This window comes from Microbacterium sp. 16-032 (assembly GCF_041079455.1).
Taxonomy (GTDB): domain Bacteria; phylum Actinomycetota; class Actinomycetes; order Actinomycetales; family Microbacteriaceae; genus Microbacterium; species Microbacterium testaceum_A.
In genome coordinates this window covers 37,324-62,891 of record NZ_JBFYGQ010000004.1, presented here as the reverse complement: position 1 = coordinate 62,891, position 25,568 = coordinate 37,324, and the positions used below count along the sequence as shown (strand labels likewise).

Annotated in this window: 24 protein-coding genes; 8 read left to right on the top strand and 16 right to left on the bottom strand. The window is 69.2% G+C overall.

Features of this window, described 5'->3' with window-relative positions; all coding sequences use genetic code 11:
- The first annotated feature begins 57 nt into the window (after positions 1-57).
- The 4 genes from AB6V31_RS08975 to AB6V31_RS08960 all read left to right on the top strand — a co-directional run bounded on the left by AB6V31_RS08975 (position 58) and on the right by AB6V31_RS08960 (position 3,293).
- Entirely contained in the window at positions 58-990 is a 933-nt protein-coding gene (locus AB6V31_RS08975) for a helix-turn-helix transcriptional regulator (RefSeq protein WP_056229684.1), read from the top strand.
- Between the two features lie 115 nt (positions 991-1,105).
- Entirely contained in the window at positions 1,106-1,432 is a 327-nt protein-coding gene (locus tag AB6V31_RS08970) for a hypothetical protein (RefSeq protein ID WP_056229691.1), read from the top strand.
- 84 nt (positions 1,433-1,516) lie between these two features.
- On the top strand, positions 1,517-2,710 hold the full coding sequence (locus AB6V31_RS08965) for an NAD(P)/FAD-dependent oxidoreductase (protein WP_268104523.1): 1,194 nt from the start codon (positions 1,517-1,519) through the stop codon (positions 2,708-2,710).
- A 130-nt stretch (positions 2,711-2,840) separates the two neighbouring features.
- Positions 2,841-3,293: an SRPBCC family protein gene (locus tag AB6V31_RS08960; RefSeq protein WP_268104524.1), complete on the top strand. Its 453-nt coding sequence runs from the start codon at positions 2,841-2,843 to the stop codon at positions 3,291-3,293.
- A gap of 64 nt (positions 3,294-3,357) precedes the next feature.
- Here the strand turns inward: AB6V31_RS08960 and AB6V31_RS08955 are convergent, their stop codons facing one another.
- The gene (locus AB6V31_RS08955) at positions 3,358-4,350 is read right to left on the bottom strand and encodes an aldo/keto reductase (RefSeq protein WP_369365168.1); all 993 of its coding nucleotides are present in this window, start codon (positions 4,348-4,350) and stop codon (positions 3,358-3,360) included.
- 158 nt (positions 4,351-4,508) lie between these two features.
- Here AB6V31_RS08955 and AB6V31_RS08950 point away from each other — a divergent pair, with 158 nt between their 5' ends.
- The gene (locus AB6V31_RS08950; RefSeq protein WP_369365166.1) at positions 4,509-4,979 is read left to right on the top strand and encodes a hypothetical protein; all 471 of its coding nucleotides are present in this window, start codon (positions 4,509-4,511) and stop codon (positions 4,977-4,979) included.
- A 53-nt stretch (positions 4,980-5,032) separates the two neighbouring features.
- Here the strand turns inward: AB6V31_RS08950 and AB6V31_RS08945 are convergent, their stop codons facing one another.
- The 4 genes from AB6V31_RS08945 to AB6V31_RS08930 form a co-directional block, all read right to left on the bottom strand.
- On the bottom strand, positions 5,033-6,361 hold the full coding sequence (locus AB6V31_RS08945) for a Cpe/LpqF family protein (protein ID WP_369365164.1): 1,329 nt from the start codon (positions 6,359-6,361) through the stop codon (positions 5,033-5,035).
- A gap of 50 nt (positions 6,362-6,411) precedes the next feature.
- Positions 6,412-7,836 carry a PepSY-associated TM helix domain-containing protein gene (locus tag AB6V31_RS08940; RefSeq protein WP_369365163.1) on the bottom strand — a complete coding sequence of 475 codons (1,425 nt, stop codon included), beginning with the start codon at positions 7,834-7,836 and terminating at the stop codon, positions 6,412-6,414.
- 275 nt (positions 7,837-8,111) lie between these two features.
- Positions 8,112-8,714, bottom strand: a complete 603-nt coding sequence (locus AB6V31_RS08935) for a hypothetical protein (protein ID WP_369365161.1) — start codon at positions 8,712-8,714, stop codon at positions 8,112-8,114.
- Between the two features lie 51 nt (positions 8,715-8,765).
- The gene (locus AB6V31_RS08930) at positions 8,766-9,563 is read right to left on the bottom strand and encodes a hypothetical protein (protein ID WP_369365160.1); all 798 of its coding nucleotides are present in this window, start codon (positions 9,561-9,563) and stop codon (positions 8,766-8,768) included.
- A gap of 74 nt (positions 9,564-9,637) precedes the next feature.
- Here AB6V31_RS08930 and AB6V31_RS08925 point away from each other — a divergent pair, with 74 nt between their 5' ends.
- Entirely contained in the window at positions 9,638-10,642 is a 1,005-nt protein-coding gene (locus AB6V31_RS08925) for an epimerase (RefSeq protein ID WP_369365158.1), read from the top strand.
- Positions 10,643-10,718: 76 nt separating this feature from the next.
- Here AB6V31_RS08925 and AB6V31_RS08920 read toward each other — a convergent pair whose 3' ends face one another.
- Positions 10,719-10,877, bottom strand: coding sequence for a hypothetical protein (locus tag AB6V31_RS08920; RefSeq protein WP_164481598.1), 159 nt, complete (start codon positions 10,875-10,877; stop codon positions 10,719-10,721).
- Between the two features lie 142 nt (positions 10,878-11,019).
- Here AB6V31_RS08920 and AB6V31_RS08915 point away from each other — a divergent pair, with 142 nt between their 5' ends.
- Positions 11,020-11,292 carry a hypothetical protein gene (locus AB6V31_RS08915; protein WP_056229733.1) on the top strand — a complete coding sequence of 91 codons (273 nt, stop codon included), beginning with the start codon at positions 11,020-11,022 and terminating at the stop codon, positions 11,290-11,292.
- A 4-nt stretch (positions 11,293-11,296) separates the two neighbouring features.
- Here the strand turns inward: AB6V31_RS08915 and AB6V31_RS08910 are convergent, their stop codons facing one another.
- Positions 11,297-12,271 (bottom strand): helix-turn-helix domain-containing protein, encoded by a 975-nt coding sequence (locus AB6V31_RS08910; RefSeq protein WP_369365157.1) that lies wholly within the window; start codon positions 12,269-12,271, stop codon positions 11,297-11,299.
- Positions 12,272-12,313: 42 nt separating this feature from the next.
- Between AB6V31_RS08910 and AB6V31_RS08905 the strand changes: the two genes are divergently transcribed.
- Complete coding sequence (locus AB6V31_RS08905; protein WP_369365155.1) at positions 12,314-12,778, top strand: GNAT family N-acetyltransferase; 465 nt, start codon at positions 12,314-12,316, stop codon at positions 12,776-12,778.
- A gap of 66 nt (positions 12,779-12,844) precedes the next feature.
- On the opposite strand, the gene AB6V31_RS08900 is transcribed toward AB6V31_RS08905, so the two are convergent.
- From AB6V31_RS08900 to AB6V31_RS08860, 9 genes are all read right to left on the bottom strand, one after another.
- Entirely contained in the window at positions 12,845-13,738 is an 894-nt protein-coding gene (locus AB6V31_RS08900) for an SDR family oxidoreductase (protein WP_369365153.1), read from the bottom strand.
- A gap of 53 nt (positions 13,739-13,791) precedes the next feature.
- The gene (locus tag AB6V31_RS08895; protein WP_369365151.1) at positions 13,792-15,600 is read right to left on the bottom strand and encodes a glycoside hydrolase family 15 protein; all 1,809 of its coding nucleotides are present in this window, start codon (positions 15,598-15,600) and stop codon (positions 13,792-13,794) included.
- A 144-nt stretch (positions 15,601-15,744) separates the two neighbouring features.
- On the bottom strand, positions 15,745-16,071 hold the full coding sequence (locus AB6V31_RS08890) for a hypothetical protein (RefSeq protein WP_369365149.1): 327 nt from the start codon (positions 16,069-16,071) through the stop codon (positions 15,745-15,747).
- Positions 16,072-16,346: 275 nt separating this feature from the next.
- On the bottom strand, positions 16,347-16,949 hold the full coding sequence (locus AB6V31_RS08885) for a hypothetical protein (RefSeq protein ID WP_369365147.1): 603 nt from the start codon (positions 16,947-16,949) through the stop codon (positions 16,347-16,349).
- A 228-nt stretch (positions 16,950-17,177) separates the two neighbouring features.
- The gene (locus tag AB6V31_RS08880) at positions 17,178-17,681 is read right to left on the bottom strand and encodes a hypothetical protein (RefSeq protein ID WP_369365145.1); all 504 of its coding nucleotides are present in this window, start codon (positions 17,679-17,681) and stop codon (positions 17,178-17,180) included.
- 238 nt (positions 17,682-17,919) lie between these two features.
- Positions 17,920-18,429: a hypothetical protein gene (locus AB6V31_RS08875; RefSeq protein WP_113576068.1), complete on the bottom strand. Its 510-nt coding sequence runs from the start codon at positions 18,427-18,429 to the stop codon at positions 17,920-17,922.
- 451 nt (positions 18,430-18,880) lie between these two features.
- Positions 18,881-23,527 (bottom strand): RHS repeat-associated core domain-containing protein, encoded by a 4,647-nt coding sequence (locus AB6V31_RS08870; RefSeq protein WP_369365143.1) that lies wholly within the window; start codon positions 23,525-23,527, stop codon positions 18,881-18,883.
- Between the two features lie 12 nt (positions 23,528-23,539).
- Positions 23,540-24,922 (bottom strand): hypothetical protein, encoded by a 1,383-nt coding sequence (locus AB6V31_RS08865; RefSeq protein WP_369365141.1) that lies wholly within the window; start codon positions 24,920-24,922, stop codon positions 23,540-23,542.
- Positions 24,919-25,536, bottom strand: coding sequence for a hypothetical protein (locus AB6V31_RS08860; RefSeq protein ID WP_369365139.1), 618 nt, complete (start codon positions 25,534-25,536; stop codon positions 24,919-24,921). The genes AB6V31_RS08865 and AB6V31_RS08860 overlap by 4 nt, the downstream gene beginning before the upstream one ends.
- Positions 25,537-25,568 lie beyond the last annotated feature (32 nt).

Below are 25,568 nucleotides of genomic sequence, written 5' to 3'. Positions count from 1 at the left end.
CGCCTCCGTACGGGGAAGAGACGGGATGCCGCCCCTCGCCGCGGCGGAAGGAACACCATGGCTGACAGGCTGACGGTCCGCTCGCACGGGATCGACGACGTGGAGCGCGTCTGGCAGCGCTTCGTGCCGAGCGCACGACTGGAGCGCGTGGACCCGCAGCGGGTGTCGTTCTCGTGGAACTCCGTCGAACTCCCCGGGTTCTCGGTCGTGGCCTACGAGCTGGCTGCCTCTGTCCACTCTTCCGTCCGGATGGACGAGCAGATCATGGCGTGCCGGATGATCGGCGACGACATCCGCGTCGAGGCCGAGGGGCGCTCGCTCGATCCGCGCCGCCCGTGGCTGGCGGCCGACGGAGGCGCGGAAGCGCACTGGAGCGGAGCCGCCCGCGTGCGCGCTCTGGTGTTCGATCGCAGCGACGCCGAGCGCCTCGCTCGCATCGTCTCGGGCGACGACCGCCTCGTGTTGCGGCGCCTCAACCCGGCCGCACGCGACCGCGCCGCCGCGACGCAGTGGGAGCGCAGCTTCGCTCACGTCTCCGCCTCGCTCGAGGCCGCGCACGACGACCCGATCCTCTCGGCCGAGTTGCAGCGTCACGCGCTCCTGACGACCCTGTCGACGTTCCACACCCCCTACGTCGACGCCCTGCAACGCTCGCACCAGCGCAGGGCCGCCCCGCGCACCGTGCGCCGCGCGATCGCCCACATCGAGGCGCACGCGAAGGAACCCCTCACGCTCGAGGACATCGCCGTGGCATCCGGGATCTCCTCCCGCGGACTCCAGCACGCGTTCCGCCGCGCGCTCGACACGACGCCGATGGAGTATCTGCGCCTGGTCCGCGTCGTCGGCGCGCACGAGGAGTTGCGCGCGGGCGTCCCGGTATCGGTCGCCGAGGTGGCCCGGCGGTGGGGCTTCTCGAGCGCCTCGCGCTTCGCGCGCTATCACCGCGAGCACTACGGGCAGAACCCCGCGCAGGTCGCGCGCATGTTCTGATGCCGTAACGCCTTCGGTCTCGTCGTTGCGCGCGGCGTGCCGGGCCGTGCCCGATCGCACACAGCGAATGCACAGTGAAAAGCGGAGCGGGCACGGTGCCCGCGAGAGGACCACGTTGGGCAAGTTCATCTACGAGAGCGGCGTTCGCAACGAATTCGAAGACCGTCTCCTCGCACACCTGCAGGTCGTCGTCGGCAACAAGCTGCGACGGGGCGAACCGTTCTACTTCGTGTGGAAGGACGACATCAGCACGGGAGGCGGCCGCACCTCGGTGTGGGTCCACCCGCGCTCGAACCTGGTCTTCAAGTTCAACGGAGGACGCCCGCCGACCCTGAACCGCGCGTGGCTCGAGGCCCTCATGTCGACGGCGAACTCGCCCACCGGGCTCTACGTCGTGCCCGAGCCCGCCGAAGACGCCGCCCCACCGGAGTCCTTCGCCTGACACGTCGGCCGCGGACCGCGGGTGTCAAGGCGCTGGCCGTAAGCCGCTCGAGGCCCCACCGTGAGGGAGACGAGAGGATCCCCCATGACCGACTCCCCGCGCATCGTCGTGATCGGCGGCGGAAACGCCGGCCTGTCCGTCGCCGGGCGCCTGCACCGCGCGCGCCTCGGCGAGATCACCGTGATCGAGCCGCGCACGACCCACGTCTTCGCCCCTCTCCAATCGCACATCGCCGGAGGCGCCGCGCGCGCGTCCGAAGCCGCGCGGCCGCAGGCCGACGTCATCCCTCCGGGGGTGCGGTGGCTGCGCGATGAGGCCTTCACGGTGGATGCCGACGCCCGGCGCGTGCACCTCGTCTCGGGCGGGCGGATCGACTACGACCAGCTCGTCGTCTGTGCGGGAATGCGCATGGCCTGGGAACAGATCCCCGGTCTCCCCGAGGCCATGGCCGCCCCCACCGGAATCTCGAACTACGACTACCGGCTCGCCGCGAAGGCCTCCCCCGTGCTGCGCGACCTGCGCTCCGGGACGGTCGTCTTCACGCAGCCACCCGAACCCGCCTCCTGCGGAGCGGCCGCGCAGAAGCCCATGTACCTCGCGTGCGACTGGTGGCGGGCAATCGGGGTGCGCGACGACATCCGCGTCGTGTTCGTCTGCCCCGACCCCGTCCCCTTCGGGGTCCCGGCGATCGACGACGAGCTTCGCCGCAAGCTCGACGAGTACGGCATCGAGGTGCGGTACAGCCAGGATCTTCGACGGGTGGATGCCGACTCCCGCACGCTCGTCATCGGCCGGGGCGACACCGAGGAGACGATGGCGTACGACGTCCTGCACGCGGTCCCCCCGCAGCGGGCGCCGGAGTGGATCGCGGGCAGCGGGCTGGCGGCATCCGACGATCCGCATGGCTTCGTCGATGTGGATCCCGAGACCTTCCAGCACGTGCGCCACCCGCAGATCTGGGCTGTGGGCGACGCAGCGACCGTCGCGACCCGACGCTCGGGAGGGGCGATCAGACAGCAGGCGAAGGCGCTCGTGAAGAACATGAAAGCCGCGATGGCGGGGCGTACGCCCTCCGCGAAATACAACGGTTACAGCGTCGTCCCCTTCACCGTCTCGCGCGGCACCGTCGTGTTCGCAGAATTCGACCGGAGGGGCCGACTGCAGCCGACGGTGCCGTTCTGGCGCTCGCTCTACCGCGAGCGGCGACTGTCGTGGCTTGCGGATCGGCGCATCCTGCCGTGGGTGTACTGGCACCTGATCCTGCGCGGCCGCGCCTGACGCCGCGGCGGGAGCAGACGGCACGCACGCGTATAGGCCACGAGGGCCGATCCCTCAACCCCCGGGCCTCGAGACCGGCGACGAACGAAGACTGGGGGCAGCCCCGGAAACCACACGAAAAGAGGACACCATGGCACAGGTCATCGAAACCATCGACGTCAACGTTCCCGTCCGCGTCGCGTACAACCAGTGGACGCAGTTCGAGGAGTTCCCGCACTTCATGAGCTTCGTGGAGTCGATCACGCAGAAGAACGAGACCCTCACGCACTGGAAGGTCAAGATCGCCGGTGCCGAGCGCGAGTTCGACGCCGAGATCACCGAGCAGCACCCCGACGAGCGCGTCGCCTGGAACAGCGTGGGCGGCGACGAGAACCACGCCGGCGTCGTCACCTTCCACCGCCTGTCCGACGACGAGACGCGCGTCACGGTCCAGATCGACTGGGCGCCCTCCGGCGTTCTCGAGAAGCTCGGTGCCGCCTTCGGTGCCGACGACCACTCCGTGAAGAAGGACCTCGAGAACTTCAAGAAGTACATCGAGTCGCGCGGTGCCGAGTCCGGCGCCTGGCGCGGCGACGTCAGCTGACGTCGACCGATGAGAGAAGCCGGGCCCGTCCGTGAGGACAGGCCCGGCTTTCGTCATGAGCGGGTCACCACTGGGGGTGGATCTCCGCCCGCAGTCGTCGGTCGTACACGTCGCGCACGAGCGCGTCGAACGCCTCGACATCGAACCCGCCGTCGAGCAGATCCGCCGCGCGAGCGTTCGCGGCCGCCTGGTCGGTGGAGCGGGCACCCGGGATCACCGAGGTGATCCCCTCGCGCGACGCGATCCACGCCAGCGTGGCGGCCGGAAGCGTCACCCCCTCGGGCAGCGACGCCTTGAGCTCGTCGGCCGCGGCCACTCCCTCGTCGAAGGGGACGCCCGAGAACGTCTCGCCCTTGTCGAAGGCCTCGCCGTTGCGGTTGTACGTGCGGTGGTCGTTCTCATCGAACGTCGTGGAGCGCGTGTATTTGCCCGACAGCAGCCCGCTGGCGAGCGGGACACGGGCGAAGACCGCGACGTTCTTCTCGGCCGCGAGCGGGAGAACCTCGTCGAGGGGCTTGAGCCGGAACGGGTTGAAGATGATCTGCAGGTTCGTCAGGTTCGGGCGACGAAGCGCCGACAGGGCCTGGTCCATCGTCTCGACCGAGGCGCCGTAGGCGGCGATCACGCCCTCCGACACCAGACGGTCGAGGGCGTCCCACGTCGCGTCGTCGTCGATGACCGCCGACGGCGGGCAGTGCAGCTGCACCAGGTCGAGCGTCTCGGTGTCGAGCAGGCGCCGCGAGCGATCGAGCCAGACGCGGAAGTTCTCCATGACGTAGTTCTCGGGCACCTGGTCTTCGCGGCGCCCCATCTTGGTCGCGACGGTGATGTCATCGGCATCCCGTCCCTTCAGGAACGTCCCGATGATCTGCTCCGACCGACCGTCGCCGTAGACGTCGGCGGTGTCGAAGAGAGTGACGCCGGCGTCGGCCGAGGCGGCCAGGACGGCGCGTGCGTCGTCTTCGGACACGTCGCCCCAATCGGCGCCGAGCTGCCAGGTTCCGAGACCGATCGCCGAGACCTGACGGCCGGTGCGGGAGAGAGGGCGCTGCTGCATTGCGGTTTCCTTTCGAAGCGTGGTTCGAGCCTAGCCAGCCCCTCCGACGCCCGGGCCGGCATGCGTCCACCGAGTCACCGCCATCCGCGCGAGCGCAACCCCGGCCCCTCGCGACCCGGACGCACCTAGCGTGGCGGCACACCCACGGAAGGAACACCATGGACACTCCCGCCGACCGACTCCCCGGAGCCGACGAAGAGAACCTCGTCCCCGAATCCGACGGCCTCGCCGCCGACGTGCCCGCCGGCGCCGCCGGCGCGGACTCGGGTGCCGTGGACGCCGCCCGCATCGATCCGGACGACGAAGCACGCCTCCAGGGCATCTCCAGCCAGAACGACCTCCCCGGTGTCGGCACGCGCGCCGCTGACGGCCTGACCGAGCGCGGAACCGACGACGCCCGCGGCGAGGGCGGCTCGACGTCGCGCCACACCGAGGACACCGGTCGCTCCAACCGCGAGCCTGACGACGGCACGAGCCGCACCCCCGCCTCCCCGGCCCCGGCCGCCGACGGCGGTGAGCCGCACGTCGACGACGACGACCCCATCGCGGCGTTCCAGCCCGGTGTCGGCCGCGACTCCGCCGCCTCCAGCAAGATCGCGCAGAACCTGCCCGATCCCGACGACGCCTGACCGGGAGCGTCGCCGCCCTCGGTCCCGTGTCGGGGCGGAGGGCGGCCGCGCGGTCAGTGGGCGAGACGCAGAGCGTCCTCGGCGAGGTGGAAGAAGTCGCTCATCGCGCCGGCGACGGCCTGCGGGTCCTCGTCCGCCATCAGCAGCACCACCGTCGCCTCCGTCGCGTCGTCACGCACGAACCAGCTGCCGCTCAGCACGCCGCGGCTCGACCCGCCCTTGAAGGCGACGTACGGCCACGACCCCACGTCGAGGCCCTGCCCGGGGTTCTCGCTCAGGATGCCGAGCACCTCGGCATCCTGCGTCTGCTGCAGCGAGCGATGCACGGCGGCGACGTCCCTCGCACCGGCGAACCAGTCGAACCCGTCCTGCCACTGCGCCGTCGTGACCGCGGCCCCGTCGACCGCCAGGGGCGCCGCGGCGATCCGGTCGAGCAGGGCGCGTCGTCCGGCCTCGTCGGCCCCCGCCCACTCGGCGCGCACCGCGGGGTCGCCCCAGCCGAGCGTGAACAGCTCCTTCGTCGAGAGGAACGGCGACAGCGACGCCGGGTCGCTGTGCTCCGATCGCACGACCGCCGCCTCCACCCGCTCGCGACCGAGGCGCGTGATGAGCAAGTCGGTGGCGGTGTTGTCGCTGATGCGGATCATCGCCGAGGCCGCGTCGCGCACCGACACCTCCGTCCCGGTGGGGGCGTCCTGCAGCTCACCGGACGGCAGGCTGCGGTCGACGTCGCGGAGCACGAGGGTCTCGTCCCACGTCAGGTCGCCCGAGGCGACGGCATCCGACACCGCGAGAAGGACGTAGAGCTTGAAGACCGAGGCCAGCGGCGCCGACCGATCGGGGTCGAGGGCGAGGGCTTCTTCGTCTCCGCGGAGCACGAGGGCGCTGACCTGACCCGGGAGCGCGGCCAGACGCTGCTCCACCTCGCCGAGAGAGGTCGACGGCGTCCACGGCTTCGCCACCGGGCCGAAGACCATCCCCGTGATGCGGTTCGCCCCGTCGATCGTGAGCGACAGGTCGAAGGGGTCGCCCAGCGCGCCGGCGAGCGTGGCCACGGCCTGCGTCTCGGTGCCCTGGTACGCCGTGACGGTGAAGGGGGCGGCGGGGCGCAGTTGCCGGTTGACGAGCTCGGCGACCTGTTCTGCCGGAACCTGAGCGAGGAAATTCTCGTGCAGCACGCGCGACCACTCCCCCGCCGTGGTGTCGGCCTCGCGCTCCAGGATGTCGATGATCCACGTCACCCGCTCCCCGACCGGGGTGTGGGGGATGTCGACGGATGCCGCGGGGCTCGAGCGCGTCTCCGGCGCGGCGCTCGCGCAGGCGGTGAGCGCCGCGACGGCGACGAATGAGAGGGCGGCGGCGAGGCGACGGGCGAGTGTCACGGTGAATCCTTCCGGGGGGGGATTCCCACGCTACGCACGCCGCCCCCTCGTCACCTCCCTCGCGCGGCGGATCTTCGTCCCCGCCACCCGAGGACCGCGTCGATCACCACGAACACCGCGAGGGTGTAGCCGACCAGCGGCAGAACGAGACCGATCGCGACCGCCGCGACGACGACCGCCCCGGTCCCCCACCAGGGCGCGTGACGCAGCACTCCGCGGGCCGGCGCCGCGGCGGTACCCCCGGTCGGGCGGCGCTTCCACCACATCGCGTAGCCGAGCACGACGAGCGCGGCGATGCCGACCGCGAGCAGGAACAGCACGAGCTGGTTCGCCAGGCCGAACATCGTCCCCATGTGCAGGTCGACCCCCCAGCGCGAGAGCTTGGCCAGGAGCGGGAAGTCGGCGAAGTCGACCCGGTCGGTCACCCGCATGGTCGCGGCGTCGATCGCCACGGCATCCACCTCGGTCGGGAAACTGCGATGGATCTCCTGCACCACCCAGGCCTTCCCCTCGGTCGCGGGCGGGCGGATCTCGAGATCGCCCGAGTTCACGTTCACCCCGCGCGCCACGGCCCAGACCGCGTCGAAGGTCGCCGGGTCGGAGGCCGGCCCGGTCGCGGAGTGTCCTCCGTGGTGCGAGTGCTCGCCCCCGGTCGGAGCCGCCCCGTCGATGGTGGTCGTGAGGGCGGGCGTCCCCTCGCCGACGAGGGTCCGCAGGTCGGAGACGTGGGCGCCCGCGAACGTCGACCACGTGATGCCGGTCGCCGAGAGGAACAGGGCCCCGACGACGACCCAGATCCCGACCGCGGAGTGCCAGCCCGACAGGCGCCGGTACCCCGTGTGCCGGCGATTCGGTCGCAGCAGATCGCGACGCCCGCGACGGCTGCGCACGAAGCGCCCGATCCACAGTCCGAGCCCCGCGAGAGCGACGATCCCGAGCCAGGATGCCGCGAGCTCGCTGTACCAGCGTCCGACATCGCCGAGATGCAGCGAGCGGTGCAGATCGCTGATCCAGTGCCGGAGCGGGAGGGCCCCGCTCGTCCCGTACGCGGGGAGGTCGCCGCGGATCGCCGTGGTGGCGGGATCGACGAAGATCGCTCGCGTCGTGCTCTCGGGCAGGGTGTCGTCGGCGAACATCACGCGCGTGGTGGCCCCCGGCTCGGGAGCCGGTCGGACGGCGACGGGGGTCGCCCCGCCCCCGACGTAGCTCTCGGCCGCTCGCACCTGATCGGCCAGCGGAACGGCGGGCGCGGTCGATTCCGCGGTGAGCTCGTGCGGGTACAGGACGTTCTCGAGCGTGGGGGTGATCGCGTACAGCGCGCCGCTCAGGGCTGCGACGAGCAGGAACGGCCCCACGAGCAGCCCCGCGAAGAAGTGCAGGCGTCGGAGGAGGGCGGTGAACCACCCCCGAGAAGCGGCCCTCGGGGAGGGCTCGGGAGGGGATGCCACGGCCGGGCCGGAACCGGCGGCGGTCATGCGGCGCTCAGCGTGGGCGTCGGGGTGGAAATCCGCGCCGACGCGGGGGCGGCGACGGGGTGGAGAGGACAGGGGAACATCGGGAGTCGCTTTCCGAGCGCGGACGCGCTCGTGGGTCGTCGCCCGGCATTGCCCCCTCGAGGCGAGGGCCGGCGTGCGGGCGGAGAAGAGGGGGGCGGGCGCGGCGGGGCGCGCCGACGATCGCGCCGCCGTCGAGGCGAGGCCCGACGCGGCGGTCGACCGCTCCGTCATCTCAGCGACGGGCGGAGCGGGACTTAGGATGCCGCGAGAGGCGGACCGCGCCGCTGCGCGGCCGAGACGACCAGAGCCGAGGTGGGCCGCACCGCGGCGACCACGACGGCCGCCGTGCGGCGCACCGACGGTGCCGTCGGCAGACCTGCCAGGATCCGGACCCGGGCGCGGAGCCAGGCGACGCTTCGCTCCGCGAGCACGCGCAGGGCCACGAGGGTCCGCTCGCCCCGGTGGAGGGCGACCGTCGTGGCGAGGGCTGCCACGGCATGGCCCAGCCACATCGCGGCATCCGGGGTCATCGCCGGCAGGGCCGACCCGCCCGTCAGAACCGGCAGGGCCGAACGGTGGACGTGCGCCGCCGCGGCGAGGTCGTAGCTGCCGAGGACGAAGAGCGAGTGGAAGAGCACCTGACTGACCGCGACGGCCACCGCGAGGCGCCACGTCGAGAGGCGGCGGCCGGCCAGCGCCGTGCACACCACGAACGACAGGGCGAGCGGGACGACGACGCCGAACACACCGGGGATCTCTCCCCCGCCGCTGACGTGCGAGAGCAGGGCGACGAACGTGGCGACGGATGCCGCAGCACCGCCGCGACGGACGCGTGTCGCCCTGGCCTGTCGTCGCATGGGATTCATCATGTCAGGCGAGCGCTCGCGCGTCGGACGGGTGCTGAGGCGTCACCGCCCGAACACGAGATACGCCCCGCCGGCCAGGACGACGAAGAGACCACCGACGACCGCGAAGTAGGTCGCCGTCGCGTGCCGAGTGGTCTGCGCCACCTGCTCCCGCATCGGGAGCGCCGCAAACGGCCCCGGCCCCGGGAGGCTCCCGGCCGCAGCGCTCAGCGAGACGTCCAGCGCATCGAGGATCCCGAACACCCGCCGCCACACCAGCGGATCGGGCACCGACAGACGCCCGGGGCGGTAAAGGAACAGCCACCCCTCGGCGATCTCGAGATCGAGCGGCAGTCCGTCCTGATCGAGGAGGTCGACGATGTGTTCGGTGACGACCGCCTGCGCCCACTCCGCGTTCTCGGGCGCGACGTGCAGGGCGGCCCGTTCGGGTTGGCCCGAGACGGACCGCGGGGCGAGACCGGGCAACGCGGGAAGGGGCCGGACCGCCCGCGCGCTGCGCGTCTCGACGACGAGACCGGGGGTCGCTCGCGGCAGACGCACGGCCGCGTAGCCCCACTCCGCGCTCATCTGGTTCATCTGCACCGAGTACGTGTACGCGCTGTTGCCGACCTCGAGCCCCGCGGAGCCGGGGAGGCGCACGACGTCTCCCGCGCGCTGGGTGAAGCGCGACCGCCCCGCGGCATCCCGGAACACCACCCCGGGGAGGGGCTGCGCGGTGACGAGGGGGTGGTGCTGCCAGCCGTTCGCGGCCGCGAACGCCGAGGTGCCGGACGCACCGGCGGTCAGGGCGTCGTACGCCACGTTCGTCGGCACGGGGATCCAGAGGGCATCGGCGGTCACGGACCCATCCTGCCCGGCGCATCGGGGCGCCGCGACGCCCCCTAGGCTGAACCCACCGTGCCCAGGAGGATGCCGTGACCCCACCCCGTGTCGTGATCGCCGGCGCGAGCGGCTTCGTCGGTCACGCTCTCACGGGCGCCTTCCGCGCCGACGGCTACGAGGTCGCCACGGTCGGACGCTCCGGGGACGCGGTCTGGGGCGATGCCCCGGGGATCGCCCGGCTGGTCGATGGCGCCGACGTGCTGATCAACCTCGCCGGAAAGATCGTGTCGTGCCGGTACACCGACGCGAACCGTGACGAGATCCTCCGCTCACGGGTCGACACCACCCGCGAGCTGCACGACGCCGTCGCCGGGGCGCAGCGCCCTCCCCGCGTCTGGATGAACGCGTCGACGGCGACGATCTACCGCCACGAGACGGCGCACGGCAACGACGAGATCGACGGCGTCGTCGGCGACGGCTTCTCGGTCGACGTAGCGACCGCGTGGGAGCGCGCGCTTTTCGCGGGAGACCTCCCCCGCACACGCCGTGTGGCTCTGCGCATGGCCATCGTGTTCGGCGACGGGCCCGCGACGCGGGTGCTGTTGGCCCTGCCGCGGCTCGGGCTCGGCGGGACGCAGATCGACAGCTGGTGGTTCCCGCACCGCCGCTACCGCGGCATCGGCGCTCACCCGACGGGCCCCGTCCTGTCGCGGTGGTACCGGACCTCGGGCCGGCAGCGCTTCAGCTGGATCCACATCGACGATGTCGTGGCATCCGTCCGCTTCATCCGCGATCGAGACGACCTCGACGGGCCCGTCAACCTCTCCGCCCCCGGCGTCACCGACAACCGCACCCTCATGCGCGAGCTTCGCCGCGTCGCCCGAGCGCCCTTCGGTCTCCCCGCCTTCCGGTGGATGCTCGATCCGGCGATGGCCGTCCTGCGGAACGAGCCCGAACTCGTCCTCAAGAGCCGGTGGGCGGTTCCCCGCAAGCTGACGGAGGCGGGATTCGCTTTCGGGTATCCCGAGATCGGCCCGGCTCTCGACGCCGTCGCCGCCGAGCGCCCCGCGCGGGCGCGCGACCTCTTCACCGCCTGACACGCGCACGCGCGATGCCCCCGCCCGATGCGATCACCGGGCGGGGGCCTCAGGCGCACGGTCGCGCGCTCGGCGGTCAGACCTTCCGTCGGACGAAGCGCAGGACGGCGGCGATGATCCCCACGATCAGGATGATGAGGCCGATCCAGAGCAGGAACTTGACGGCTTCGACGAAGAGGCCGAAGAACAAGAGCACGAGGCCCACGATGACGAGGATGATGGCGAGAGCTGGCATACCTCCACTCTCCGTGTGACAGCGCGAACGCACAGCCGCCTTGACACGGAGAGCGGATGACGGGATGCCGCGTGTCAAGACCGCGGCGGGCTCGGCATGCGAGGTCTAGCGTCGGGGTCACCAACGATCTCAGGAGGCGGCAATGACCGAGCGCGACGTCAACGGACACGACTCAGGACACGGCACCGGTCCCGGTGAGGGCGAGTACACCGACGTGCAGCTGCCGGACGGCACCGCTGATCGCGGAAGCGCCGACCTCCCCGGCGAGTACGTCGACCGTGAAAACGTCGACGGCAGCGAATCACGGCCCCGCACCGACGACGCCGGCGCCTACACCGACGTCGAGCAGCCCGGCGGGCACGAGTCGCGCGAGAACCTCGACGACCCCGGCGAGTACACCGATCGCGATCGCTGAGCCCTCAGCGGCGCAGCGTCGTCTCGGGCTCCGCGCGGTACACCGCCCGGTACGCGGCGACGAACGACGCGGCGTCGGCAAAACCCCATCGCGCGGCCGTCGCCTCGACAGTGGTCGTCGCGGGGTCGGCCTCGACGAGGTCGGCGTGCGCGGCGCTGAGGCGCGCGAGCCCGAGGTAGCCCTCGGGGGTCGCCGAGATCTGGCCGTTGGCGGCGAAGGCGCGTCGCAGTCCCGACACCGACGTCCCCGCCGCCCGCGCGGCGTCGTCGATCGTGACCGGCAGCGAGGCGTGATCGTCGATCCACGCCGCGGCACTCGAGTAGATGGACGCCTGCTCCAGGGCCGATGCGCGTCTCTCACGCGGGTCGCCCACGAGCGCGAACGCCTCCAGCGCGGCCACCGCGAGCGTTCGGCCGAGGTGGGCGCGCACGAGCGGCTCCGACATCACGGGGATCTGCGTGAGGGCCCACTGCTGCGTCGCCAGCCAGTAGTCGCGCAGTCGCCGCGACACGGGACCGGCCGCGGCGAAGCGGACGCGCAGCGACTCATCGCCGTACACGGTTCGCGCCGTCCGGGTGAGCCACTCGGCGTCGAAGGCCACCACGTCCACGCGGGTGTGGTCGGCTCGGGCGATCAGGTCGTCACCCGGCTGCAGGACGCCGGGTTCGATGCTGTACTCCCCCTGCTCCTGCCCGATCCGCCACGCGTACCCCGGCGTGGACGAGCAGATGTAGAACCGGTCGGACTCGTGGGCGATGTCGACCCGGGCGCGCCACTCGAGGCGCCGCAGGGCGAAGGACCCGTCGCCGACCGAGTGCTCGGAGTACGCCGCATCGTCGGCCTGCAGATCGACGTGACCGTACTGCGAACGCAGCCAGGCGTCGGTGGCGGCGATGTCGTCGGTGTGGACGCGCTCGTTGAAGAAGTCGTTCATGTGCGGGGCGGCCGAACGCCCGAAAGACACGGCAGCACTGCCCATGATAGTTAACTCCACCCTCTGAGAAACCCCGAAAGGATCCCGATGGCCGACTCGCCCACCATCCGCCCCATCGACACCGACGACGCCGGCGAGGTGCTGACGATCCAGCGCGCCGCCTTCGCGAGCGAAGCCCTCATCTACGGCGACCCCGACATGCCCCCGCTCACGCAGACCCTCGAGGAGCTGCGCGCCGAGCTGGTGGAGAACCTGGGGTGCGTCGCCGTCACGGACCACCGCATCGTCGGAGCGGTGCGCGCGCGCCGCGCCGGCGAGCTGTTGCTCATCGGTCGCCTGGCCATCGCCCCGGATCAGCAGGGCGAGGGCCTCGGGACCCTGCTCCTCGCCGCCGTCGAGGAGCGGGGGTGTGAGGCCGGAGCCACCGAGGCGGAGCTGTTCACCGGCGCGCTGAGCGAGGCCAACCAGCGCCTGTACGAGCGCGAGGGCTACCACCGCTCCGAAGAGACCGCGGACGGCGAGATCTTCTACCGCAAGTCGCTCACCGACTGACGATGATGCCGGATGCCGCGAAGGCCGCCGCCCCGATCGGGACGACGGCCTTCGCGCAGGTGAGGCTTACGGCGTGGGCATGCCGCCGTTGACGTTGAGCGTCTCGCCGATGACGTAGCTGGACTCCGCCGAGGCGAGGTACACGTACGCCGGGGCGAGCTCGGCGGGCTGACCCATGCGGCCGAGGGGGGTCTCTTCGCCGAACTCGTCGACCTTCTCGTCGGGCTGGCCGTCGGTGACCTGCAGCGGCGTCCAGATGGGGCCGGGTGCCACCGCGTTCACGCGGATGCCCTTCGGCGCGAGCTGCTGGCCGAGGGCCTTCGTGAAGGTGTTGATCGTCGCCTTCGTCGAGGCGTAGTCCACGAGGATCGGTGCCGGCGAGTAGGCCTGGATCGAGGTCGTGTTGATGATCGTCGAGCCGGGCTGCAGGTGCGGCACGGCCTCTTTGCAGATCCAGAACATCGCGTAGACGTTGGTCTTGAACGTGTCGTCGAACTGCTCGTCGGTCAGGGTCGTGACGTCCTCGTTGAAGATCTGCTTTCCGCCGTTGTTGACGACGATGTCGAGGCCGCCGAGGCCATCGACCGCTTCCTTCACCAGAGTGCGGGCGTACTCGCGCTCGCGCAGGTCGCCGGGGATCTGCACGACCGTGGCGCCCGCCTCGCGGAGGATCCCGGCGATGCGATCGGCATCCTCCTTCTCCTGCGGCAGGTACGACATGGCGACCGAGGCGCCCTCACGGGCGAAGGCGATCGCGGTGGCGGCGCCGATGCCCGAGTCGGCACCGGTGATGAGGGCCTTGCGCCCCTTCAGCCGCTCGGTGCCGACGTAGGTGTCCTCGCCCAGCTTCGCCTTGGGCGTCAGCTCGGCGTCGAGGCCGGGCTCTTTCTGGTCCTGCGACTGCGGGTCGATGTCGGCGTACAGCTTCGACGGATCGGTGAACGTGTACTGCGTGCTCATGGCGAGTCCTTTCGTGGGGGATGGATGCCGGGACGAGGCGCCCCGGCGGAGGTTCAGCGGTCGCCGAGTTCGGCGTCGTCGACGACCTCGCGGATGACGAGCGCGGCGTTGATGAGGGCGAGGTGGCTGAGCGCCTGAGGCAGATTGCCCCAGAAGGCCCCGTCGTCCTCGGCGATCATCTCGGAGTAGATCCCGACGTCGTTGCCCTGGGCGACGAGAGCGTCCATCGCCTCGATGGCCTCGGCGTGCCGGCCGACGCAGGCCAGGGCGGTCGCCCGCCAGAAGGCGCACGCGACGAAGGTGTGCTCCTCCTGGTCCATACCGGTGTAGCGGTAGACGAGGTGGTTCTCCGTGGTGAGACGCTCGGTGATGGCATCCACCGTCCTCGACATCCGCTCGCCGCGGTCGAACCCGGTGGGCGCGTGCAGCAGCACCGAGGCGTCGAGATCCTCGCTGCCGGGCGCGAGGGTGTACGCCTGGAGGTCTTCCGACCAGCACCGCTCGTCGACCCAGCGGTGGATGCGGTCGCGCTCGGCACGCCAGCGGTCGCCGTTGTCGGGGATGTGCCCGCCCGCTGCCAGCCACTGCGCGTCGTCGAGCGCCTTCCAGCAGCCCATCTTCGACGAGGTGTAGTGCCGCAACTCCGGGAGCTCCCACATGCCGGAGTCCTCGCGACGCCACAGATCACACGTGCGGTCGGCGACGTCGGCGAGCAGTCGCCCGGTCTGGATGTCGAGGCGGTTGCCGGCCTCGACGTAGGTGCGGCAGAGGGCGATGAGGTCGCCGTAGACGCCGAGCTGCAGCTGGCCCTGCGCGGGGTTGCCGGTGACGACCGGCTGGTTGCCGTTCCACCCCGGCACCTGATGCTTCTCGAGCCCGATCTCCGCGTCGCCGTCGAGGGTGTACATGACCTGCACCTCGGGGCCGTTCTTGCGGATCGTGCGCAGCAGCCACGAGATCGCGGCGTGCGTCTCCTCGCGCAGGCCGAAACCGACCCACGCGTGCGCGGTATAGGCGAGGTCGCGCACCCAGGCGTAGCGGTAGTCCCAATTCTTGCCGCCGCGCGGGTTCTCGGGCAGCGATGTCGTCGCCGCGGCGGCGATCGCGCCGGTGGGGCTGAAGAGCAGGAGCTTCAGGGCGAGGGCGCTGCGCTGCACGTCGTCGGCCCAGGGGCCCTCGTACGAGAACTCGTCGGACCACATCTCCCACCCGCCGATCGTGCGGTCGATGCCGCGGTCGACGTTCTTCGCGTCGGGGATGCGCAGGGGCTCCCCCTCGGTGGCCGCGATCACGAGCAGGTGCCGCGAGCCCTTCGTGGCGGTGAACCCTCCGTCGATGCTCTCGTTCCCGGCATCCGGCTCTCCGTGCACACCGTGCTCGTGGCCCGTCACCGCGAGCGAGACGTGCCCGATGCGCATGATCGAGAAGCCGTCGATGCGCTCGGTCCACGGCGCTGCCGACCGCAGCATGGTGCCCGGCTGCACGCACCAGGCGAATTCGACCTCGCCCTTCACGCCGTCGACGCGGCGCGCGAGCTCGGCCCAGGGCAGTCGGCCGGCGATGCCGGTCACCATGGCGTCCGTCAACGTCGCGACCCCGGAGGGCGTGGTGAAGGTGGTCTCGAGGACGTTCGTGCGCGGGATGTACCGGCGGGTGACCTCGTACTCCTCGACGGGAGCCAGCTGGATGCAGCCCCCCGCGGACTCATCGACGAGACGCGCGAACACGGGACGTGAGTGGATGTTCGGCAACGGAAGCCAGTCGACGCCCCCGTCGAGCCCGATGAGGGCGACAGTGCGTCCGTCGCCGATCGCGGCGTAGTCGCGCAGCGGGCGGGACGGAGCGGGCGGAGTGAGAGGCACGTCTTCACGCTAGGAACGGCCCCGAGCAGCGGGGGCGGGGTTGCCCGACTGATGCCGAGCGGCTACGGCCGCGTCATCCCTGAGTCGCATCGAGATTCTGAACATGTCGTCGAATGACGACAACCTCGACACAGCCAGGCCTGTTCACGTCGCTACGAGCTGTTCGACCTCGGGCCACGACCGTGGCGCATCTCCGACGTACCACGCCTGTTCTAGACAAGTCACGTACCCGCCAGCGATCCAGACGAGGATCTCTCCGACATGCTCCCCGGAACCATCGATCACGAAGGTGCGAATGCTCAATGGACCATCTGATCCACTCAGCCGCGGGGCGGAACGTGGTACATACAGGTCTAACATCGTCGTCGATTCGTTGAGCTCTTTCGCAGCGGCAGCTTGCGCCATGAGGGCACTCGACCGCTGAGGGTCTCCTTTCGCAATCGCCATCAGCACTTTCTGGTACTGCTTCATTTTCGACGCCCTCTGTTTTGTGGGATGACCATGAAGCTCATCGCAAGGTAAAAAACTGGATGACGGCGACCACCCACCGCCCACCCGACAGCCCGCACACTGACCTGACCCGCGTTCCGGCTTCCCCCGGCATAGGTGCCTCGACAGCCCCAGCTCATTGGCTCACAGCCCCGCACCGTGCTGAGATGCTGTGCGGAGCTTCGGACTGAATGTTTGGCTTGCTACGATCTGCGGCTGACGTCGAGCTTTTCGAACACCCTCGCGTGAATGTCAGCTCAAGCGTTCCAGGAGTTCGCGCGCACGTTCGCATACAGTTGCCGCCAGATCGAATGATCGTTGCCAGGGCCGCTCGGGCGAAGCGGGCTAAGAAAGTCCTCGAAAGTCATTGACTTGAGGACCTGAGATTCGAGGTCAAGCGGGAACCTCGACCAGATGAGCACTACGTCCCAATCGCGGTCGCCATAGAGGCACCACGACTCCGAGTCGCCGACGATAACCATGCCTTCGAACATATCTTCCGGAACGTTATACCTATTGAGAGGATTCACTCGATCGGCGCTCAGCGCCAATTCATACGATCGTTTGATGCTCTCTGCGCCAATGGCGAAAGCGGGGTAAACGCCGAAGTAGTCGAGCGCCTCGCCGCGCCCCCAACCCATTATCTCTATCCCGGCATCTCCACACTCTGACGCAATATACTGCAAAACTGACCCAAATCCGCGTGACAGAATCGTCAAGAAGTCATATGTATAAACGTACCCGCCGCCACGAAAGGGCCAAGCGGGCAGCACCGAGTTCACGTCACATAGGTCTGTCATCCGAGCGCGCATGGCGTCAAATTCATCCTGGCTGTGGGCGAAGATCACTTGATCACCCATGGTCACTCTCCCGGCAATACGATTTTCACAAGCTGTCCTGATTTCGACGTGAAGTCGACGCTCCAACCATCCCAACTGTTTGCTTCTTCTCGGTCTAAATACTTCTTAAAGTTATCCATGAATTCCTCAACACCCACATCTGTTCTAAATTTCGGATCGAACCGCACCCCAACCGGCCCACTGTCCACACCAAAGCCTCCTTGAGGGGCGCAAAGGGTCCGCTCAAGGTCACGAGCAAGGTGCCTGTGTCACAACACCAGTGGAAGACAGCCAGTTTCCGTTCGATATCTGCGCCTTGGATGACACTGAGAACTGCGGGTTCGGCCCCGTCAACTCGCTTGCGGAATCTCCGAAGTAGATAAAAATCAGACTGCCGTCGCCCATCTCGAATTCTTTGCCTTGAAAATCCAGCCCACTTGGACCCGTTCGAAGGGAAAAGGCTTCACGATTGTGCAAAGAAAAACTTCCGTAAGCGGACACGACCTCATCTTCCCCGTCCTCCGACAAACTGCTGCGATGGTGGACTGAAATATATCTGTAAGGCCCAATTTCAGGCCCGCACCACACAAACTCCAGCCCGCCTCTACCCTCTGTCGCAAAAATTGGGAAAGCATTGTTCGAGCTCCATAGACAAGAGGTTAGGGTACTTCCCAGACTGGCAATTGCAACGAGCGACGCCAACACGCGCATCCCATTACGAAGCATTTCGTTTCTTTCGACAAATTTGGTCATAGTTCCCCTCCTTCAATCCAGCTTCGAGTTCGAAATAGTTCAGACATCCGGCGTTCCCGGTGAGTGCCTGCGAAACTCCCGCGGCTCCTATGTAATAGACCCCAAACGAACCGCACCCCACCCGCCCATTATTCGAAATGATTGCAGTCGGCGTCGACGTGCCACCCGCCGCTCCGTAAGACTCTCTATGTCGAGGGGGACACAGTTGACCGCTGGCGATGTGAGCACCTCGCTGCAATCAGTCGTCCGCGGCGACGACAAGATTCAAGAGATTCCGGCCGGGGGAAATCGCAACGAACTCATGGAACCCGTCAACCCCGACCACGTCCCCCCACTCACGTCTCGCCAACGTGCCTAGCAAAGGAAGCTCCCATACATCGAAGCCAACGGGAACGACGCTCTCAACGAACGCTTCCAAGTCCGACGAGAACGACTCCGGCTGCGGCCCATGCAAATCCGCCCACATTCTTAGCCGTGTCAAAACCCGGTCCCTATCGATCGGATTGAATTTGGAGGCGCGTATCGCGTCTAGTTTGTATGGCCCATGAACTCGCCCACCAGGATCAGCGGCGTCCGATCTAGGGACGTCATATCCGTGGTCGTACCAGGGGCTTGCGATAAGGCTGGCCAACACCTCAACAGCAGCTGCCGGCTCAACCACCTCAAACCTCCGCACATCGACCCAACGATAATCTCCGCGCGGGAACAGCATTTCACTGCCGCCTAAGTAGCGCAGTCTCTCGGCCATGCTCTTTTGCTCCAATCATCGCTCAGCTCGTCTCAGTTTTAAGTTGCGCCATCTTGCGAAGTAGGGGCGTCTGGAAGAACGCGATCACCGTCCTAGACTTACCCGCCTATGTGAATCTTCAACTGCTTACCCTCTCCCGCAATTTTTATGTCGATGGTGGGGCCGACCGACTTGGAGGTAGGGCGCCAACCGATGCGCGTGCCGTCCGCGAGCAGAAAAGCGCTGCCGCCATTCCCCGGGTTCGCAACGGGTGACGCGCCAGCAGTCCAGTTTTCATAAATTCTCAACAGCTCATCCTCTGTGGAAACTTGCCGCACGTTTGGTTGCTTGCCGGCATCGAGCTTGCTCCAGGTCTCCAGCAGGGTCTCTCGCGATACCAGCGGAACCTTCGGCGGCACAACAACGTCGGGCGCTCGAGCGGCACCTCGCGCGGCGGCCGTCCCTGCTGAGATCAGTGGGACCGCTGGTCTGATGGCTCGGTCGACGCCTTGAGTCCAGTCCCAGAGATTTGGACCCACTGGTCTTGTTTGCGGATGTTCGCTTCGGCGTATGCGCGTCCGCATGCCTCGTTCATGGCGACCTGGCCCGGGCTCGTGCCCACCTTCATGTCTCTGCCGCAAGCGATGGTTGGCGGCGGCGTAGCTCTGACGGCGGGGCTGGGCTTCGTGTTGCACGTTGTGTAGGAGAAGACGCACCCGTTGCGACACGACCAGTCCGAAGCGGTGCACCCTGTCGTGGTTGCGACGTGGCGAAGTGCGGTCGTCTGTGCTGAGCGTGATGCGGGCTTTCGAACCGTCGACTTCACGGCGGGCCCGCGCGATGCCTTTTGAAGAGACGCGAGCGCTGGGATTGAGAAGCTCCCGACCGACGAGTTTCGCCGGTTCGCCAGGTTGAGGAAGCCCACGTTGTTCCTTCGCGCCTGACCGGCGGACGAGGCGGGACGGACTGACCGGGTGCCTTCGCTGGCGCGCATATGCACGAACCCGAACGCGTCTGCGTAGGTGACGGGCGAGTTCTTGACGTAGGCGTATCTGTTGAGGGATTGCGGGTCGTCTTGCTGGCCGCGCCAGGTGTCGGCTTGCAGCCAGGACCCGAGGGAGGGGTCGTAGTTTCTGGCGTAGTAGTCGCTCGTCCCGAGGGTGGCATCACTCGGTTGCCCGTCGTAGCCGACGGCACCCTTCCACCCGGTGGTGGCGTAGGACGTGTTCCCGAAGTCGCCGTAGGCGACGAGGTCGTCGAGCATTCCTCCGTTGGTGGCGGTGGCGGTGACATCACGGGCATCGCCCAGGAGCCAAGACACCCCCGCGGGACCGGACTGCACCAGCGCGTCCCCACCCGCATCTCGGAGAACGCTGGACGCCCCGTGACGGGAGCTACCACCCGCCATGGGAAGGAGCCCGTCCCACGCGCTGGTCGCGCGGTCGGTTCCGAACGCTTCGGTGTCGCTCGAGCGGACGCGCCGGTCGAGACCGTCGTAGACGTAGGACGTCTTCCGCCCCTCGCCCGCGGTGCCGGTAAGTCGTCCGGCGGGGTCGTGGGTGTAGGTGGTCCGCTCTCCACTCACGGTTGCCGAGGAGCGCGAACCGGCAGCGTCGTACTCGTAGCGTGCCCCGTCGGAGGTGGAGGTCACCCGTCCGGCGGCATCGAGGGTGGAGGTGACGGTGCGGCCCCCGCTGGTGGCGCTGGTGCGGTTGCCGGCCGCGTCGTACCCGTATCGGGTGGTCTCCCCTGAGTTCGTTTCGGATTCGATGAGGCGGGCGAGGTCGTCGTACCCGTACGACTGCGACGCCGCGTCCGCCGCCCCGTCGGGGGCGGTGATGGTGCGTGCTTTGGTGGCGACGGACCCGTCGGGGTTCCAGGTGTAGTCGTAACTCAGCGACGCACCCGCGGGCGCTGCGGGTGCCGGCGCGGGCAGGGTCCGCCGGTCCAGGTAGGCCGCGGTCTTGACGCACTCCTTCTTCGCCGCACCCGCGACCGGCAGCGTCCGAGAGCCGAGATAGTCGTCGATGTTGCGGCATCCGTCGACCTGTGTCCGCAACGCCGAGACGGTGCTCGCCACAGCCGCGGTCGTCCCCTCGGTGGGCAGGGGGGTGGTGTGGGCGACACGGGTGACGTCTCCGATCGCGTCGTACGCGACCGACGTCGACACGCCGTTCGGCCGCTCGATGCCCGTGCGCCGCCCGACCGCGTCGTAGGAGTAGTGGACCTCACCGTAAGGAGTGGTCTGCGTCGTCGCGCGCCCCGCAGCGTCGTACGCGAACCGCGTGACCGTCCCGTCCGGCAGAGTCGTAGCTGCGGTGAGACCGGTGGCGGTGTACTCGTGCGTAAGCTTCTGCCCGTTGGAGTCGAGCTGCTCGCGCATGCGGCCGACCTCGTCGTAGATCCACCCGGTCACCCCGGTGGGGTCGGTCATCGCGATGGGCCGCTGCTCAGCGTCGTATTCGAACGTGACATCCCCGTCAGTGCGGGTGAGAGTGGCGATTTCGCCGCGCGCGTCGTAGCGGTACGCGGCGACCAGCCCGACCCCGTTCGACTCCCGCTGCACCCGCCCGGCGGCGTCGTACGCCGTTTCGGTCCTCTCGCCCGCGGGCCCCCTCTCGACGACGGGACGACCGGCCGCGTCGTACTCCCACCCCGTCGTGGCGCCGGTCGGTCCCGTCATCCCGGTCAAGAGTCCGGTGGCGCTGTAGGTGTAGGTGGTCGTGACATTGGTGTCGCTGTCGGCGGGAGCTGCGGCATCCGCGGCTTCGGTCACGGTCGTCAGGTTTCCGACCGCGTCGTACGCGTATGTGGTCGTGACGCCGTTCGCGTTCGTCGCGCTCGTGCGGCGGCCGGCGCGGTCGTACCCGAACCGCTGCCCGGCACCGAGCGCATCGACGGTGCGCACCACCCGACCGACGGAGTCGTATTCGACGCGGGTCTCGGCCCCCAGCGGATCGGTCTCGACGACGACCCGACCCACCGCGTCGTAAGTGGTGCGGGTCACCGCGCCGAGCGGGTCGGTGACGCTGGTCGTGCGACCGCCCGCGTCGTACGTGAACGTCGTCCGCCCGCTGTCGGCGTCGATGACGGCGGTGATCTGTCCGGCGGCGTCGTATTCGTAGTGTTCGACGGCGCCGGTGGCATCCGTCATCGCCACCACCTGGCCCGCCGCGTCGACTTCGAACAGCGTCGGGTTGCCGAGGCGGTCGATCGTGCCGACGAGGTTGCCGTCGATGTCGTAGACGAACTCGCTGGCATATCCGGCGGGGTCGGTGACCTTCGTCACCCGATCCAGTGCGTCGTAGGCGTAGGCCGTCACCCCGCCGGCGGTGTCGGTCTCGGTCGCCACCCGTCCGACCTCGTCGTAGGTGACACTCGTCGAGACACCGGTCGGATCGGTGGTCTTCACCGTCCGTCCGAGCTCATCGAGGGCAAGAGAGGTCACCGCCCCGGCGGCATCGGTGACGGCGGTCGGGATGCCGGTGGCATCGACCTCCTGCTCCCAGCGGCCGCCGTTCGGGTCGACGACGCCGGTCTCGCGGTACGCGGCATCCAGCAGCAGTTGTGTCGTTGCGCCCTCGGGGTCGGTCGACGAGACGAGGTTGTCCTCGCGGTCGTACGCGTACCGGGTCTCGCCGCCGTCCGCCGCGATGGTTTTCACCATGCGCAGCAGGGCGTCCCACTCGTACCGGGTCACGGCACCGGTGGCATCCGTCGCCGAGGTCAGGTTGTCGTTCCGGTCGTAGGTGAACGTGGTGCGCGCGCCCGTCGGGTCGACGGTCGCGACAATCCGGTCGCCCGCATCCCACTCCCACGTGGTGACAGCGCCGAGCGGATCGGTCACGGCTGTCAGCCTGTTGCTCGCGTCGTAGGCGTACGCGGTGCGCTGCCCCAGCGGATCGATGAGCGTGGTGAGGTTGCCGCGGGCGTCGTACTCGTCCCGGGTCCTCGCCCCCGACGGTGCGATCGCCGCGGAGAGGTCGCCGCCCGGGGTGTACTCGTACCGCGTCGTCGTCCCATCGGGCCGGTCCTCGCCCGTGACGAGGCCACGCGCGTCGTAGGTGTACGCCCATGTGCGTCCGAGCGCGTCGGTTCGGGATGCCACCTGACCCGACGGGGTCGAGGTGTACCGGGTCTCGTGGCCCGCGGCATCCGTCTCGCTCGTCAGATTCCCCGCCGCGTCGTAGACGTACCGCGTGGTGCGTCCGGCCTCGTCGGTGTGCGCGGTGACGTCCCCGCGCGCGTCGAACTCCCACCGCGCGACCTGCCCGGCCGGGTTCTCGACGCTGGTGATGCGGTACCGGTCGTCGAAGCCGAAGACGCTCCGCCGGCCCTCGTTGTCGGTGTAGATCGTGCGGCCCGCCTCGTAGACGAAGCGCCGCTCGGTGCCCTCCGCGTCGCGCTGAGAGACCACCCGGCCCTGGTCGTCGTACACGTTGACGAGGTACGTCGAACCGGAAGCGTCAGTCGCGGTGAGCATGCGATGCGCCGCGTCGTACGTGAACGAGCGGGTGCCGCCGGTCGCGTCGGTGAGCGAGACGAGATCCCCCGCACCGTCGTACGCGAGGTGCCACGTGCGCCCGTCCGGAAGGCGGAACGCCGTGACGCGCCCGACGCCATCGCTCTCCAGCGTCACCGTCTGCCCCGCGGCATCGGTCACCGAAGTCAGGGGCACGAACTGGTGCACGTTCGGGTCGGCGGCGCCGTAGGTGAGAGTGGTCGTGGCGCCCGCGGGGTCGGTGTGGCTAACAAGCTCTCCGATGCCCTCGATATCGGCCGCATCGAACACCCACGACGCGCCCTCACGGTCGGCGAGGCGCAGACGCCCCGCCCCCGCCTCGACGAGGGTCAGGTCGGGATCATCGGCCGAGGTGTAACCGCCCGCCCCGTCCGGGGTGAAAACGTCCGACGCGCCGTCGCCGCGCACGGTCAGCACGGACCCGTCGGAGAAGCGCTGCGCCCGTGCGCCGAGGCTGAACGACCACCCCGCCCCCACCCGCGAAAGGCGACCGTCCTGCGCGTTGTAGACGAGGGTCGCCTCAATCGCCTGCGCGCCCGGCCCGCTGAGCGAGAACAACGGGAACGATTCCACCAGGTTGCCGGTCGAAAACGACACCGGGTCGGCGCCTTAGATCTGGTGGTTCTGGTAGCCGAGGTTCCGCCAGCGGGCGAGCTCCGCCTGCGAGGGAGGAGAGGGCCACCCCCCGGTCGCCGGGTCGGAGCAGTCGAACCCCTGTGTTTCGAGGTAACCGCCGAGAGAGCGGAACGCCCCGTCGACGATGCTGCCGAACCCGTGATCGATCACCGGCCGGTCGAAATTGTGGTCGAGGTACAGCGCCTCGACGTGCGCGTACGCGCCCGGCAGGTTCGCGTACTCCGCGAAAGGGAAGTTCCGAGTGGATGCCGCCCGCTTCGCCGGACGCCCGGTGTATGCGGGCATCTGGTCGACGAACGACTGCGCTAGAGCGTTGTCGCCGCCGCGTCCGCGCGAGAACCCCAGCGTCCCGCCCTCCCGCTCCGTCCCCCATGCGAAGCCGCGGAGCGTGTTGAAACCGAAGCCCACGGTCGCATCGGGCTTCGCCGCCTCGGCCACCCGTGCCCGGGTGTCGCGCGAGACGTAACGCACGCCCGCGGGTCGCGTCACGGTCACCCGAGCGAGGCACCGGTCCTCGAGCATCCCGCGCAGGCGGTCGACGAGATCCCCGTTGTACGGGAACTCCGACGCCGGCGCGGGCGTCTGCACCGACCCCTCGTCGTTGTCGGGGTCCAGCACGATCCGAGGTCCGGGAGCGGGGACGAACGGGATGCCGATCACCACGAACTGCGACAGGTGATCCGACTCGCCCCGCACCGTGCCCGTCTCGGCGTCGAAGTACGACGGCAACAGCGACCACGGCTCACCCGGGTCGGAACGGGTGTAGATCTGCAGCGTCGCGGGATCAACCCCGGCCTCGGCGACCCGGGCCGCATCGACCGCGAGCGTCAGCGCGATACCCGGGGTCACGTCGTACACCGGGGGTCCGTCTGCGGACTCATCGTCGGGCACCTCGCGCAACTCCGCAGGGAACGAGGTGAGCCGCTCACCGGCGGCATCCGTCGCCGTGATCTCGACCACATCCGACACGACAGTGCTGGCCGTCTCAGCCGCCGCGGTGCGCATAGCCATCGCCTCGTCGGCAGGTTGGCGGGCTTCGAGCGTGACGCGGCGGTCGACCTCGTGTCCGGAGAAGACCGCACTCACACCGAGCTGGTCGGCACGCAGGGTGGACGCGGCACCGGGGTCCAGAGTGGCCGAACCCGCGGGCACCGGCGCCTCCGAACGCGGCTCCTCCATGCCCGCCACGGATGCCCCATAGGACGCGTCGGGCGACGCCGCCTGACGCACGCGCTCCAGCACCTCAGCCCGGGCCACGGCCGCGAGCTCCGCCGCGGTGGCGGGCGGCTCCGCGACAGCGCCGCCACCGAAGACCACCGCAGCAGTGACGACGGCCGCCACAGCGCGACGGATCACGCGCTCGTTCCCGTGCCCGCCCGGCGGCGACGCGTGCGCAGCGCGACCCCCACAGCCAGAGCAAGCGCCGCGGCGACGGCGACCCACAGCGCCACGACGCCGCCGGTCACGGCGAGATCGTTCACGCTCTTCACACAGGCGGCCAGCTCTGCGGCGTCCGAGACACCGTTGGCGTCGTAATCCTCCGTCCCGTCAGCGCACGTGCGCGTGCCGCAGATGACGAACTCGACCCAGTCCCCGATCCGATCGCCGTCGGCGTCCTCCCTGGCGTTCGAGCAGGTGTCGGAGCCGCAGACGAGCCGCTCCGCATAATCGGGGATGCCGTCGTCGTCTCTGTCGGCGGTCGGCGAGGCGCACGTGGTGTCACCGCAGGCCGGAACCTCAGTGGCATCCGGGATCCCGTCACCATCGCGGTCCTCCACCCCCGTGGCGCACGTCGCCGACCCGCACACCACACGCTCGACAGCGTCGGGAATGGTGTCGCGATCAGCATCCGCCGACGCGGACGCGTAAGCCGGCGACGGCATCGCCACCGCACCCACCGGCCCCACCACCACGGCGACCAGCAGCGCCATCATCACGGACAGCGAACGGAAAGCAGTAACGGAGCGCATCGGATCCTCTCGACGGAACGCACCTGAACGTT